A 13,989-nucleotide genomic window follows, 5' to 3' on the forward strand; every position below is an offset into this window, starting at 1 on the left:
TAGCGCCGCCGGGTCCGCATGACAAGACACCGCGGCGGAAGGGGCTTATTTTTGCCTGATTATTGCAGTATCAAAGCACGATTGAGCGCAAAGGCAAGAGACCCCAGCATGACAGGTCTGACCGGCGAGGAGCGTGCGTTCCTGTTTCTTCAGGGACCGCATGGACCTTTTTTCTATAAACTCGGGCAGATGCTGCGCCGGGCCGGTGCGGATGTCTGGCGCGTGGGGTTCAATGCCGGGGATCAAGTCTTCTGGCGTGACCGCTCGAGCTATTTGCCGTTTCTGAGCGACGCCGAAACTTGGCCCGCAACCCTGACCCAGATCCTCGACGACAAGCGCATCACCGATCTGGTGCTCTATGGCGATACCCGGCCCATTCATGCGCAAGCGGTCGAAATGGCCCGTGCGCGCGGCCTCAGGGTCCATGTGTTCGAGGAAGGCTACATGCGCCCCTATTGGGTGACGTATGAGCGCGGTGGCACCAATGGCAATTCCCGCCTGATGGAAATGAGCGTGCCCGAGATGCGGCAGGCGCTGGAAAACTCGGATATGGACACCGCCCTGCCCCCCGCCAGTTGGGGCGACATGCGCCAGCATGTGTTCTACGGCGCGCTCTATCACGGCTTTGTCCTTTTCCTGAACCGCCGCTACCGGCATTTCCGCCCACATCGCGCGCTGACCGTTGGACAGGAATTTAAGCTCTATCTCAAACGTCTGGTCCTGATGCCGGTTCAGGCGATCGAGCGGCGTCTGACGACATGGCGCGTCCGCACCGGCGGCTTTCCGTATCACATCGCCCTTTTGCAACTGGAACATGACGCCTCGTTTCAGGCGCATTCGCCGTTTTCCACGATGACTGAGTTTCTGGAAACCGTCATCGACGGCTTCGCCAAGGGAGCGCCGCCGCATCATCATCTAGTGATCAAGGCACATCCGCTGGAGGATGGTCGCGCCCCCATCCGCAGTGAATTGCGCCGCCTGATCCACACCTACGGCCTGCGTGGCCGGGTGCATTACCTGCGCGGCGGCAAGCTGGCCAAGTTGCTGGATGAGGCCAGATCTGCGGTCACGGTCAATTCCACGGCGGCGCAACAGGTGCTCTGGCGCGGCATTCCGCTGCGCACCTTCGGGCAGGCGGTCTATGCCAAGCCGCAGTTTGTCTCGACCAAACCCTTGCGCGATTTCTTTGCCGGGGCGGAGCGGCCGGATCGCCGTGCCTACACCGATTACCGCCGCTTTTTGCTCGAGACCAGCCAGATCGCGGGCGGGTTCTATTCCGCCAGCGGGCGGCGGCAATTGCTGCGTCAGGCCGTCGACATGATGCTCTCACCCGAAGACCCCTATGACGCGCTGCGCTCTGGCACCGCGGCCCCTCGGCAACAGTTGCGCCTTATCCCGTAAGCCATCCAGATAGAAATGCTGGATTTTCGTAAACATGTTCGGTAGTTTAAGAAAAAAAGACCCGAGGCAGAACAAAAACAGGTCGAGGAGACCGAGCAGTGATACCCCGACATTCCCGATGGGCGCGGTCTGTCGCGCTTTTGGCCATTGCATCCATATTGGCCGGATGCGCCCTGCCTCGTGTAGGTCCCAACAAGCGTGAACTTTACGCAGGCTCCGTGCAGAAGGAGGGGGATGCCTTTGTCGTCACGGTGAACGATCGCGTGACCCGCGCCACGGCTGTCCAACCCGCCCTTGGGTTCACGGATGAATTCAGAAATGCGGGGCTCCTCGGATCCGACATGATCAGTTCCGGCGATACTCTGGGACTGACCATCTGGGAAAATGTTGATGACGGGCTCTTGGCAGGAGAGGCCACAAACCAGACCCTCCTTGATGAGGTGCAGGTAGACGGATCAGGCTTTATCTTCGTGCCATACGCCGGGCGGATCAAAGCCGCAGGCAATACACCCGAAGGTGTGCGTCGCATCATTACCGAAAAGCTCGAACAACAAACCCCTGACCCACAGGTCGAAGTGCGTCGCCTCGCGGGCAACGGCTCGACCGTGTCGATCAGCGGGGCTGTAAGCGGTCAGGGCGTCTATCCAATCGAGGCCCCCACTCGTACGCTCTCGGCGATGATCGCCTCTGCGGGCGGGATCGCCATTGAACCTGAAGTGGCGCAGATCACGGTGATCCGGGGCGATCAGCGCTCCAAAGTGTGGTTTCAGGATCTCTTCAAGCATCCGCAGTTCGACATCGCGCTGCGCGGTGGCGACCGTATTCTGGTCGAGGCCGATACGCGCGCCTATACCGCACTTGGGGCCACCGGCGCACAGGCGCGCGTGACATTCGAGACCCAGACACTGAGCGCCTTGGAAGCGATAGCGCAGGTCGGCGGGCTGACAACCTCTGCCGCCGATCCGACGGGTGTGTTTGTACTACGCAATGAACCCGCAGAGGTGGCAAATCAGGTTTTGGGTCGCAACGATCTGCAAGGCGCGCAGCGCCTTATTTACGTTCTTGATCTGACCAAGCCAAATGGCATGTTCATGGCCCGCGATTTTGCCGTTCGCGACGATGACACCATCTATGTGACCGAGGCACCGTTCACACAATGGTCGAAAGTCATCGGCGCACTGACCGGCACACTTGGGGCGGTTGGGTCGATTTCAACGGCGTCCTCGACGCTCTCGGGCGACTTTTGAGGCAGCCCTTAGACGGTGAACCCGCTGGCGAGGCGCAGGCCTCCCGGCGGGTTTTCTTTTTCAACGGCGGGTTTCTTTGGCAAGGCCGTGTGCGCCGTATTCTGGCACTGGCGGGCTATAATCTGACCCTCGGCCGGCCCGACGCGGAGGATCTCATCGCCGTCTGGGGCCGCAGCCCCTTTGCAAAGCGTGGCGAGGCAATGGCCGAGCGGACCGGTGCGGGCCTCTTGCGGATCGAGGATGCGTTCCTGCGCTCACTTCATCCGGGGCGCTCGGGGGAACCACCGCTTGGCTTGGTGATCGACCGGCGCGGCATCTATTTCGACAGCAGCCGCCCGTCGGATCTTGAACATCTGCTCGCCACGCATCCGCTGGACGACACAGCCCTGCTCAATCAGGCGCGCAGCGGCATGGCCCGAATGCAAGAGACGCATCTGAGCAAATACTCCGGGTTCGATCCCCGCACTCCCTGCCCCGAACCGGGCTATGTGCTGGTCATCGACCAGACGCGCGGCGATGCGTCGGTGATCCACGGCGGGGCGGATGCCAATACTTTTCGTGAAATGCTCTATTGGGCACAAGAGGATCACCCCGGCGCGCGCATTATGATCAAGACACATCCGGAAACGGCACAGGGCCATCGGCCGGGCTATTTCACAGGTGCCGACGAGTCCGCGCGCATTACCCTGTTGTCTGCTCCCGTCAGCCCATGGGCGCTGCTCGAGGGGGCTGTCGCGGTCTATTGCGTGTCCTCTCAGATGGGGTTCGAGGCTATCCTGGCGGGGCACCGGCCTCAGGTCTTCGGCAAGCCATTCTACGCGGGATGGGGTCTCAGCGACGATCACCACCCCCTGCCCCTGAGGCGCCGAGGCCGCAAGCTGACCCGCGCGCAGCTCTTTGCCGGGGCAATGCTGCTCTATCCCACATGGTATGATCCCTATCACGACCGGCTCTGCGATCTGACAACCGCCATCGGAACTTTCGAGGCGATGACCCGCGCATGGCGCGAGGATCACGCCGGATGGGCAGCCTATGGCATGCGCCTGTGGAAACGTGCGCCTTTGCAGCGGTTCTTTGGTCAATACCGGCGGGTCTCGTTCCCCAAGCGGCCCCAGACCGAGCGCCCCTCAATGGTCTGGGCGTCTAGCGCGGCCAAGACCCCAGAGGGCGCGATCCGCATTGAGGACGGATTTTTGCGGTCGCGCGGCCTTGGGGCCGATCTCATTCCCCCTCTGTCGCTCGTCTGCGATGATCTGGGCATTTACTACGATCCGACCCACGACAGCAGGCTGGAACATCTGATTGACGCGCGCGCGCGTATGCGTCCCGATCAAGAGGCGCGCGCAGAGGCGCTGATTGCCGCGCTGACCCGGCATGGGCTGAGCAAGTATAACCAAGGAGAGCCTGCCCACGATCTGCCAGAGGGCCACCGAATTCTTGTGCCGGGGCAGGTTGAGGATGACGCCTCGATCCGGCTTGGCGCCGGTGCGATCACTACTAATCTCAGCCTTTTGCACTCTGTGCGCCTCGCCAATCCGAAGGCCGTGATCCTCTACAAACCCCATCCCGATGTCGAGGCTGGCCTGCGACCCGGAAACGTGCCCCCGGAGGCGCTTTACGAGCTTGCGGATATGGTCCTCATCCACACCGATCCGGCCCACCTCCTGCCACGGGTCCAAGAGGTGTGGACCATGACATCCTTGTTGGGCTTTGAGGCGCTCTTGCGCGGGGTGCGTGTGACCACGACCGGCGCGCCCTTTTATGCCGGATGGGGGCTGACCCGCGATCTGGGCGAAACCCCCGCAAGACGCAGGGCGCGGCCATTGCTCACTGGTCTCGTGCATGCCACGTTGATCGACTATCCGCGCTATTTCGATCCAAAGACGGGACGGCCCTGCCCGGTCGAGGTGGTGGTCCATCGGCTCGCGCATGGGCCGTTGCCCCGTCCCGGTCCAGCCAACCGGTTGTTGGCCAAGCTGCAAGGCGCTCTGGCCTCTCAGGCAAGTCTCTGGCGATAAGGCACATCAGCGCTATCTACTCGGCGGCGGTATCCAACAACACGGCTTCAACGCGACGGTTGCTCTCCCGTCCGTCGCCGGTGGTGTTCGGGGCCAAGGGTGCCAGATAGCCAATGCCATGCGCTTCGAGTTGGGTAGCAGGCACACCGTGAATTTCCGTCAGAACGCTCAGCACCGCCTCTGCACGCGACCGTGAAAGGGCGATATTCCCCTCCAACCCGCCCGTGCTGTCCGTATGTCCAACCAGCGCAACGCGGGTGTTTGGTTTTGTCAGCAGATAGGCAGCAAGCGCCTCAAGGCTAGGATGCGGTCCCGGCCCAAGCGCATTGTCCCCAGACCCGAAATCGAGCCCCTCCAGCACCGCATGCCCGTAGCGTTTCAATGCCTGCACGACATCAGGAGGGGACGTGTCGTCGACCTCAGGGCTGCGTGGACCCGTTGCATCTGACTCCTGACCCAAGCCTGTCAGTTGGATCGTTTGCACATACCCAGTTTGCCCACTCTGGCTGACGATCAGGGCGACGTGCTCCAACTTGGCCTCAGGTCCACGGCGCGCCACAAGATAACGATAATCAAAGAGATCGATGAACATGTCGGGCGCAGGCAAGACCGGCAGGGCAAAGCGGAAATCGAACCCGCCGCACTCCTCGGCCAGACAGTCGAACATCACCTCCCATCCGGAGTCTTCCAACTGGCGTCGCAATGGTATGAGGATTTGCAATGTCGTGACGCCCTGCGCCGGAAACCGCCAAGCGCGGCTGATGATCTGACCGTCCAGCCGCAGGCGTGGAGCGCCTTGGGTCGAGTATGGACCGATGGGCAGGATCAGCGTATCCGCCTCGCGGATCACCTCGCGTGTCATGCTGGCATTGGCAGGCAATTTGAGATCGAGCGCCTGCGCCGACCCACAGGCCAGTAACATCGAGAGCAAGAGAGTGCAGGCGCTTCGCATGCCGGATCAACGGGCCTGTGCGTGATAGTCGGGATTCGGCTGCATGCCCGTGGCCGAGGCAACACGATTGGTCATATTGAAGAACCCCGCGACATTGGCAATGTCCCAGATGTCGCGATCGCTCAAGCCCTGATCACGCAGCGCTTGACGGTCGGACTCGGTGATTTCTGCAGAGGCTTTGGTGACCTTTTCCGCAAACCCCAGCATGGCGCTCTGCCGTGCATCGAGCCGTGCGGCACGCCAGTTCATCACCATCGCTTCGCCCAATGCCGGATCATTCGACAATTGCCGCACCGCAGCCCCATGCGCCACCTGACAATACCAGCACCGGTTGATCGAGCTGACGACAACCGCAATCATTTCGCGCTCCAGCTTGGTCAGACCACTTGGGGCGAGCATGAGATCATTGTAGAGCGTGGTGAACGCGTTGAGCTTGTCGATGTCAAAGGCATAGGCCTTCAGCACATTGGGGATCATACCCAGCTTTTCCGCGCAGATATCGAAGTATTTCTGCGTCGCGTCGGGCAACGGCTCGATCATCGGCAAATCAAGTGCGGTGGGCTGGTCCGGTTTGGTCATCTCTCACTCCTTTTGCCGGTAATGATAGTCCCCGACATGGGCAAAGCCCATCGCCGAATATAGGCCATTGGCACCCTGATTGCTCTTGGTGCAGATGACGGACAGGTACTGTGCGCCGTGCTCCTGCGCCCAATGCGCGGCCTGAAGCATCATCAGCCGCCCCATGCCCGCGCGCCGGTGGCGGACCTGCACCTCGAGCGCATGCACCATGGCAATCCCTTGGTGAATGGCGGCAAAGCCGGTGGCGGCGGGCTGGTCCTTATGCCTGCCAAAGAGCCCGGTCTTGGGGCCGATGACACGCTCCATCACCGCGATCCGCGCCGGGCCGATCCCACCCTCGGCCCAAATTTCGCGCATGACTTCAAGGGGTTCCCAGATGGAGAACGTCGTGACGCGGGGTGGCTTTTCAACCGTCAACGCATCCAACGCGGCGACATAGAGATTAACCGGATCAACCACCTTGTAGCCTTTGGTCGCCAGCAACGCGTCCAGAGTGTCATCCCCTTGGCGCACCTGAAAGAGCGGGGTCTCACCAAGATCCTGCATCGCAGCCTCGGCTGCGGTCAACTCCTCGATGGTGATCGGCCGCGCAACAGTGGCGGCGGACACGCGTTTGCCGCCACCCTTCCCATCGCGAAGGGTCACGGGGCCAAGGTGCTGCGTCTGCGCGGACGGCCAAGTGGCCTCTGTCACCGCATAAAGTGTCTGCACATCAGGTGTCATGCCGGAAACATCCCCGCCAATTCGGATATAGCGGCATCAAGCCGTGCACCGTCCTGACCGCGCATCACGATCTGTGCCCCGTAGCAGCCATCCCGAATGAACGGGTAAGACCCGATGCTGAGGTCCGGATACCGCTCCGCCAGATCCGACAGTGGACCCGCGATATCACCTTCGCCACGTCGGATCTCCAGCGTTTGCGACAGGATCGGCGCACCGCCGGTGAGTGTTGGCAGCACTGAGGCCAGCATCGCCTGAAAGATCGCGGGCACCCCGGCCATAACATGCACATTCGCGATGGTGAATCCAGGTGCTGCGCTGATCGGGTTGTCGATCAGAACCGCCCCATCCGGAATACGCGCCATGCGCAGGCGTGCCGCGTTCAATTCCTGCCCACGCGCGTCATAATGTGCGGCCAATATCGCGCGGGCATCGTCGCGCACTGAAATGGGGCGATCAAAGGCCGCCGCCACATTCTCGGCGGTGATGTCATCATGGGTCGGGCCAATCCCGCCTGAGGTGAATACGTGGTCATATCCCGCGCTCAGCGCCCGCACGGCGGCCACGATGGCGCCGGGATCGTCGCTGACCACGCGCACTTCCATTAGGTCAATGCCCACCTTCGTCACCTCGCCCGCCAGATAGTGCATGTTGGCATCGCGCGTGCGCCCCGAGAGAATCTCATCTCCGATGACAAGCATGGCTGCGGTCGGGTTGGGCATGGCAGACTCCTTGATCCGGGAACAAACCCGGTATAGGCGCAGGCCATGCGCTTTCAAACCCCTCTTGTGCAGGCCGTGCTGCTGCGCCGCTACAAACGCTTTCTCGCCGATATCCGCCTGACGGACGGGCGCGAGGTGACGGCGCATTGCCCCAATCCCGGCAGCATGCTGGGGCTGGCTGATCCCGGCGCATCCATCTGGGTTGAACCCAATGAAGATCCCCGCAAAAAGCTGAAATTCGGCTGGCGGCTGGTGGACCTCTCAGGTGGGGATTTCGTCTGTGTCGATACAGGTCTTGCCAACCGGATCGTCAGAAATGCGCTTGAGGCGCGGACAATTCCGGAACTGGCCGCCTATGATCGGGTCCGCCCCGAGCAGGCCTACGGCACAGCCAGCCGGGTCGATTTCCTGCTCTCGGGCGCGGGCCTGCCCGATGCCTATGTCGAGGTGAAATCCATGACCCTGTCGCGCGCCCCCGGTCAAGCCGAATTTCCCGACAGCGTGACCGCGCGCGGCACGAAACATCTGGGCGAGTTGGCAGAGATGGCGCAGTCCGGACATCGCGCCGTGCTCCTCTATCTGGTGCAACGCACCGATACGCAGGCCGTGACCGTGGCCCAAGACATAGACCCCGCCTATGCTAAGGCGCTGCAAACCGCACGCGCGGCGGGGGTCACGGTTATGTCATATCGTGCCAATATCACCCCGCAAGAGATCACAATCGGTCACAGCCTGCCGTTTGGCGACGACCGCCCTCTGGTCCTTTCGCGCAAATAGCCCTAGATAAACGGAAAATGAACACCATACGAGGCCGGACGTGAACGAGACACACCGTGGAAGACTGACACGCGAGGGGATCCGCATCCATGAGGCTGCGGATTTCGCGGGCATGCACCGCGCCGGAGCCCTAGCGGCGCAGATCCTCGACGAGATCGCAGAGCATGTGTTCGTCGGCCAAACCACCGCCGCCATCGACAAGCTGATCGAGGACAAGGTCAACGCCTCAGGCGCGAAATCCGCCACCATCGGCTACAAGGGCTATCAGCACGCCAGCTGCATCAGCGTCAATCACGTGGTCTGCCACGGCATTCCCGGCGACAAGGTGCTAAAAGACGGCGACATCCTGAATGTCGACGTCACCGTGATCCTCGATGGTTGGTTCGGCGACACGAGCCGGATGTATGTGGCGGGCAAGCTCAGCCGCAAATCCGAGCGGTTGATCCAGGTCACGCATGACGCGCTGATGAAAGGGATCGAGGCGGTGCGGCCCGGCAATACCTTTGGCGACATCGGCCACGCGATCCAATCCTACGTCGAGGCGCATCGCATGTCGGTGGTGCGCGATTTCTGCGGGCATGGCCTTGGCCGCGTCTTCCACTCCCCGCCCAATGTGCTGCATTACGGGCGTGCAGGCAGCGGGCCGACCCTCGAAGAAGGGATGTTCTTCACCATCGAGCCGATGGTCAATCTGGGACGGCCCGAAACCAAGGTTTTGGCCGATGACTGGACCGCCGTGACGCGCGACAAATCTCTCTCGGCGCAGTTCGAACATTCGATCGGGGTGACGGCGAGCGGTGTCGAGATTTTCACCCTGTCGCCTGCGGGCAAGTTTCATCCGACTTGGGAGTGAACCGGGGCCAGCGATTGGCGTCGGGTGTGGTCTGAAGGGGCATTCGACGCGTGCGATGAGCCGCGCGGGGCCCGTCCGCCGGGTGGGCGCTGCGCGGCGGTGCCTGCGGCACCTTGAGACCGCGCATTGGCGATTGGGGCCAACTTCAGCAAAGGGCCATCCGCCCCTTCACCCCCGCAGCACCGCCCCCGGGTTCATAATCCCGAGAGGATCAAGCGCTGCCTTGATGGCCCGCATCGCGTCCAGCTTTACCGGATCGCCATAGCGCTCCAGATCCTCGACCTTGAGCCGCCCGATGCCATGTTCGGCGCTGACAGACCCGCCCATCGCATGCACCAGATCATGCACCGCACGCTTGATCTCGTCCCGCTCAGCCACGTGATCAGCACGGGCGCGCCCCGGCATGGGAAAGACGTTGTAATGCAGATTGCCATCGCCCAGATGCCCGAAACAGTTGATCCGAAACGCCCCGATCCGGGCGATCACCTCAGCGCCTTTCACAATGAAGTCAGGGATTTCGGACATCGGTAAGGAGATGTCATGCGAGCTGATCGAGCCGACACGCCTGTTGGCCTCGGGGATCTGCTCGCGCACCTCCCAGAACTGATGGCGCTGCACCTCGGATTGCGCGATGACCCCGTCGCTGACCAGCCCCGCCTCCAGTGCCTCGGCAAAAATCCCCTCAAGCGCCGTCGCCGGATCAAGCCCGCGCGCCAGCCCGACGTCGATCAAGACGAACCATTCGGGCATCTGCGCAAAGGGCTGCCGGATATCGGGCAACGTCTCGGCCAGAAACTCGAGCCCCGCCCGGTGCATGATCTCAAAGGCGCTTACGCCCTCGCCCATCCGGTCGCGCGCCAATGCCAAAAGGTCGAGCGCAGCGCGTGGCCCCTCCACCACCATCAGCGCCGTGCCCTCTCCCATTGGACGGGGATAGAGCTTGAGAGCGGCGGCGGTGATCACCCCGAGCGTGCCCTCGGACCCGATCAGAAGATTGCGCAGATCATAGCCGGTGTTGTCCTTGCGCAGACGTTTCAGACCGTTCCAGATGCGCCCGTCCGGCATCACCGCCTCCAGGCCCAGACACAAATCGCGCGCATTGCCGTAGCGCAGCACATTGACGCCGCCCGCATTGGTGGCCAGATTGCCGCCAATCCGCGCCGATCCCTTGGCGGCGATGCTCAGGGGGAAGAGCCGGTCCACCTCGGCGGCGGCCTCGTGGATGTCTTGCAGGATCACCCCCGCCTCAACCACGATCACATTTTCAGCCGGGTAAATGCCCCGCACCGCGCGCATCCGCTCAAGGCTCAGGATCACCGGCACCGGGCCATCGGGCGCGATCTGCCCCCCGACAAGGCCCGTGCCGCCGCCATAGGGCACCACCGGCACGCGCGCGGCGGCACAGGCGCGGACAATCGCGGCCACCTCCTCGGTGCTGCCAGGGGCCAGAACCACGCCCTGCCCCTGCCAGCGGCCACGCGGCTCCTCAAAGTAGCCGGGAGTGGCCTCGCGGAACACGGGTACAGGCAGATGCGCGCGCAGCGCGTCGATGAATGCGGGGGTGGCGGGGGCCAAGGTCGGAGTCAGGGTCATGGAATTTACCTATCACGTTGCCCACATCGGTCCAGCCCTTTGTGACCCGCAAGGGAACCGGCTTGCTGCGCAGAGATGGGCGGCTTTCCCTCTTGCCTCTGCCCGCCCTCCGGGCCATTTTGCGCGCCATGCAGATGATCCCCCGTGCCCCGCTCTTTCTTGGCCTTGCAGGCCTTTTGCCCTTTCTCTGGGGGGCACTGACCGTGATCATGCCCGAGCTGGGCCTCTGGACGGCCCAGACCATCGGGCCGCGCTTTGCCGGGCCATATGTCATGCTCTTTTATGGCGCGGTGATCCTGTCGTTCATGTCGGGCGTGCTCTGGGGTTTCGCCACGCGGGCGACGGGGGCCTTGGCGAGCATCTGCTACGGCCTCTCGGTGATCCCGGCCCTCTGGGCGTTTTTCATGACCGGTGGCGGGCCGATCTCGGCGGGAATAAGCCTCATTTTCGGGTTCGCGGGCCTCTTGGCGCTCGATTGGCAATTCTGGCGCTGGGGTCTGACACCGCCCTGGTGGATGGCGCTGCGGATGCTACTGACGGCGGTGGTCATCGCCTGCCTTGCGGTGGGGGTGCTGCTCTGATGCCCGCGCTCTATGCCTATACCGACGGGGCCTGTTCCGGAAATCCCGGCCCCGGCGGCTGGGGCGTGCTGATGCGCGCCATGGAGGGAGACACCATCGTCAAGGAACGCGAGTTGAGCGGCGGCGAGGCCGACACCACCAACAACCGGATGGAACTTTGCGCCGCCATCGCCGCGCTGGAAGCCCTCTCGCGCCCCTCGGCCATCACGATTGTCACCGACAGCGCCTATGTAAAGAACGGCATCACCGGCTGGATGCACGGCTGGAAACGCAACGGCTGGCGCACCGCCGACAAGAAGCCGGTCAAGAATGTCGAACTGTGGCAACGACTGGACGAGGCGCAGAAACGCCACACCGTCACTTGGGAATGGGTCAAGGGCCACGCAGGCCACCCAGAGAATGAGCGCGCCGATGAATTGGCGCGCGCAGGCATGGCGCCCTTCAAGCCGGGCAAGGCCAAGGGATGAGCGCGCTCACCCTCCTCGATTACGCCTCGGTGCTGATCTTCGCGCTGACCGGCGCGCTTGTGGCCTCGCGCCAACAGCTTGATATCGTGGGCTTTGCCTTTATCGCCTGCCTCACGGCCGTGGGCGGCGGCACGTTGCGCGATGTTTTGCTGGATCGCAACCCGGTCTTCTGGCTCGGCAATCCTAATTACATCCTGATCGCCTGCGGAGCAGCCCTCCTCGTGTTCTTCACCGCCCATCTGGTCGAAAGCCGCTATCGCCTCTTGCTCTGGCTCGACAGTTTCGCCTTGGCCGTGGCGGTGCCTGCCGGGGTGAGCGCCGCGATGGTGATGGAGCAAAGCGCGGTGATCGTGGTGCTGATGGGCATGGTCACCGGTTGCATGGGCGGCCTGATGCGCGATGTCGTCTGCAACGAGGTGCCGCTTGTGCTCAAACAGGGCGAGCTTTACGTCACCGCCGCCTTTGCCGGGGCGCTTGGGGCAGTGGGGGCGGCTATGTTCACTCACGAACCGCTTGCGATTTTGGGCACCTGCGCCGCCCTGACTTGGGCCTTGCGCGCAGGCTCGCTCAGCCTTGGGTGGCGATTGCCGGTTTACCGCGCGCGTCCACCAAGAAACTAGATTTCACCGCCGCTCGCCGATCATCTTCCACAGCCAGACCAGCAGCATCGCGCCCAGAACCGCGCCGATCAGTCCGCCCACAAGGCCTGTGATCATCAGCACCATGCGAATGACCACCGCCCCGATCAGCGTCCCGGCGATCCCAATCAGGATCGTCGGCACCACCCCCAGTTCGACCCGCATCAGCCGCGTCGCCAGAAACCCGGCCGCGATGCCCACGATCAAGAGCCCGAGGATGCCCATGCCTTACCTCCGCTTGCGCCAATGGGTCGGCACAATGATGAGCGCGCCGACCGAGGACAGGATCGCATCAATCCCCGGCGCACCAAAGCGGATGCCGAACATGATCCGGACAAAGTAAAAGAGAAATGCGCCGCCGATGCAGATGATGATTGAGGGCAGATAGCCATTGCGCGTAAAGCCGCTTTTCTCGCTCGCGTAGCCGACGATGCCCGCGATCACCACCGTGCCGAATAGCTGCATGAACATCGCGTCACCCCAATTGCGTGCCACACGGCAAGGGCATGCCGCGCAGGAACTCGTCTGCATCCTGCGCCGCGCGCCCGGCCCGTTGCAAGCGCAAAAGCCGCACAGCCCCCGTGCCACAGGCCACGGTCAACCCGTCACCGAGAACGACACCCGGCGCACCCTGCCCGTCGGCTACGGTCGAGCATAGCAGCTTGATCCGCTCTCCCCCCACCTCGCACCACGCCCCCGGAAAGGGCGAGAGCCCCCGGATCAAGCGGTCAATCTCTGCGGCGGGGCGCGTCCACTCCACCCGCGCCTCTGATTTGTCGATCTTGGCGGCATAGGTCACACCCGCCTCGGATTGCGGCACGGGCCGAAGATCATCTAGCCGCCCGAGCGCCTCAATAATCAATCGCGCACCAAGTCCAGACAAACGGTCATGCAATTCCCCCGTCGTCTCCTGCGGCCCAATCGTCATCGCCCCGCGCAACAGAACCGGCCCGGTATCCAATCCCGCCTCCATCTGCATGATGCAGATCCCCGTCTCGGCATCCCCCGCCATGATGGCGCGGTGAATGGGGGCTGCCCCCCGCCAGCGGGGCAAGAGGCTGGCATGGATGTTCAAACAGCCGCGCGCGGGCGCATCCAGCACCGCTTGCGGCAGAATGAGACCATAGGCCACCACCACCGCCACATCAGCCTTGAGTGCTGCAAATTCCGCCTGCGCCTCAGCCTCTTTCAAACTCACCGGATGGCGCACTGGCAGACCAAGCGCCTCGGCGCGCGCCTGCACCGGGCTGGGGCGGTCCTTTTTGCCCCGCCCCGCCGGGCGCGGCGGCTGGCAATAAACGGCGGCCACCTCATGCCCCGCTGCAACCAAAGCCTCAAGCACCGGCACAGAGAAATCCGGCGTTCCCATGAAGATCACACGCATGCCGCCCCTTTCACTGTTTCAAAAATACTCAAATCCGGCGCCGCCCCAGGCACCGCC

The 13,989-nt window shown here is 62.9% G+C and carries 16 protein-coding genes; 8 read left to right on the top strand and 8 right to left on the bottom strand.

The genetic code is table 11. The features are described from left to right. Positions 1-108 precede the first annotated feature (108 nt). The 3 genes from VR71_RS19570 to VR71_RS19580 all read left to right on the top strand — a co-directional run bounded on the left by VR71_RS19570 (position 109) and on the right by VR71_RS19580 (position 4,666). Positions 109-1,401: a capsular biosynthesis protein gene (locus VR71_RS19570; RefSeq protein WP_009815628.1), complete on the top strand. Its 1,293-nt coding sequence runs from the start codon at positions 109-111 to the stop codon at positions 1,399-1,401. A gap of 98 nt (positions 1,402-1,499) precedes the next feature. Next, complete coding sequence (locus VR71_RS19575; RefSeq protein WP_040650253.1) at positions 1,500-2,648, top strand: polysaccharide biosynthesis/export family protein; 1,149 nt, start codon at positions 1,500-1,502, stop codon at positions 2,646-2,648. After that, positions 2,645-4,666 (top strand): capsular polysaccharide biosynthesis protein, encoded by a 2,022-nt coding sequence (locus VR71_RS19580; protein WP_045682125.1) that lies wholly within the window; start codon positions 2,645-2,647, stop codon positions 4,664-4,666. Before VR71_RS19575 ends, VR71_RS19580 begins: the two co-directional genes overlap by 4 nt. A 16-nt stretch (positions 4,667-4,682) precedes the next feature. Here VR71_RS19580 and VR71_RS19585 read toward each other — a convergent pair whose 3' ends face one another. From VR71_RS19585 to VR71_RS19600, 4 genes are read right to left on the bottom strand one after another with little or no spacing between them, the layout of a single operon-like run. Further along, the gene (locus VR71_RS19585) at positions 4,683-5,618 is read right to left on the bottom strand and encodes an OmpA family protein (RefSeq protein ID WP_045682127.1); all 936 of its coding nucleotides are present in this window, start codon (positions 5,616-5,618) and stop codon (positions 4,683-4,685) included. 6 nt (positions 5,619-5,624) lie between these two features. Further along, positions 5,625-6,197: a peroxidase-related enzyme gene (locus VR71_RS19590; RefSeq protein ID WP_045682129.1), complete on the bottom strand. Its 573-nt coding sequence runs from the start codon at positions 6,195-6,197 to the stop codon at positions 5,625-5,627. Between the two features lie 3 nt (positions 6,198-6,200). After that, a complete protein-coding gene (locus VR71_RS19595) occupies positions 6,201-6,920 on the bottom strand; it encodes an N-acetyltransferase (RefSeq protein ID WP_045682131.1) in 720 nt (239 codons plus the stop codon). Continuing rightward, positions 6,917-7,639 carry a molybdopterin-binding protein gene (locus VR71_RS19600; protein ID WP_045682133.1) on the bottom strand — a complete coding sequence of 241 codons (723 nt, stop codon included), beginning with the start codon at positions 7,637-7,639 and terminating at the stop codon, positions 6,917-6,919. The genes VR71_RS19595 and VR71_RS19600 overlap by 4 nt, the downstream gene beginning before the upstream one ends. 45 nt (positions 7,640-7,684) lie before the next feature. Between VR71_RS19600 and sfsA the strand changes: the two genes are divergently transcribed. Together sfsA and map are read left to right on the top strand one after the other, a co-directional pair. Next, positions 7,685-8,416: a DNA/RNA nuclease SfsA gene (gene sfsA, locus VR71_RS19605; RefSeq protein ID WP_045682134.1), complete on the top strand. Its 732-nt coding sequence runs from the start codon at positions 7,685-7,687 to the stop codon at positions 8,414-8,416. A gap of 40 nt (positions 8,417-8,456) precedes the next feature. After that, positions 8,457-9,269: a type I methionyl aminopeptidase gene (map, locus tag VR71_RS19610; protein ID WP_009815636.1), complete on the top strand. Its 813-nt coding sequence runs from the start codon at positions 8,457-8,459 to the stop codon at positions 9,267-9,269. Between the two features lie 168 nt (positions 9,270-9,437). Here the strand turns inward: map and VR71_RS19615 are convergent, their stop codons facing one another. Then, the gene (locus VR71_RS19615) at positions 9,438-10,862 is read right to left on the bottom strand and encodes an FAD-binding oxidoreductase (protein WP_045682136.1); all 1,425 of its coding nucleotides are present in this window, start codon (positions 10,860-10,862) and stop codon (positions 9,438-9,440) included. 128 nt (positions 10,863-10,990) lie between these two features. Between VR71_RS19615 and VR71_RS19620 the strand changes: the two genes are divergently transcribed. The 3 genes from VR71_RS19620 to VR71_RS19630 are packed head-to-tail and all read left to right on the top strand — an operon-like array spanning position 10,991 to position 12,530. Beyond that, complete coding sequence (locus VR71_RS19620; protein WP_045682197.1) at positions 10,991-11,443, top strand: DUF3429 domain-containing protein; 453 nt, start codon at positions 10,991-10,993, stop codon at positions 11,441-11,443. Beyond that, positions 11,443-11,910: a ribonuclease HI gene (gene rnhA / locus VR71_RS19625; RefSeq protein ID WP_045682138.1), complete on the top strand. Its 468-nt coding sequence runs from the start codon at positions 11,443-11,445 to the stop codon at positions 11,908-11,910. Before VR71_RS19620 ends, rnhA begins: the two co-directional genes overlap by 1 nt. Further along, on the top strand, positions 11,907-12,530 hold the full coding sequence (locus tag VR71_RS19630) for a trimeric intracellular cation channel family protein (RefSeq protein ID WP_045682140.1): 624 nt from the start codon (positions 11,907-11,909) through the stop codon (positions 12,528-12,530). Before rnhA ends, VR71_RS19630 begins: the two co-directional genes overlap by 4 nt. Before the next feature lie 3 nt (positions 12,531-12,533). Here the strand turns inward: VR71_RS19630 and VR71_RS19635 are convergent, their stop codons facing one another. The 3 genes from VR71_RS19635 to fmt are packed head-to-tail and all read right to left on the bottom strand — an operon-like array spanning position 12,534 to position 13,932. Then, positions 12,534-12,773, bottom strand: coding sequence for a GlsB/YeaQ/YmgE family stress response membrane protein (locus VR71_RS19635; protein ID WP_009815641.1), 240 nt, complete (start codon positions 12,771-12,773; stop codon positions 12,534-12,536). Between the two features lie 3 nt (positions 12,774-12,776). Continuing rightward, positions 12,777-13,019: a hypothetical protein gene (locus tag VR71_RS19640; protein ID WP_045682199.1), complete on the bottom strand. Its 243-nt coding sequence runs from the start codon at positions 13,017-13,019 to the stop codon at positions 12,777-12,779. 4 nt (positions 13,020-13,023) lie between these two features. After that, on the bottom strand, positions 13,024-13,932 hold the full coding sequence (gene fmt, locus VR71_RS19645; RefSeq protein WP_045682142.1) for a methionyl-tRNA formyltransferase: 909 nt from the start codon (positions 13,930-13,932) through the stop codon (positions 13,024-13,026). Positions 13,933-13,989: the final 57 nt, after the last annotated feature.

This window comes from Roseovarius sp. BRH_c41, assembly GCF_000961715.1.
Lineage (GTDB): Bacteria > Pseudomonadota > Alphaproteobacteria > Rhodobacterales > Rhodobacteraceae > Roseovarius.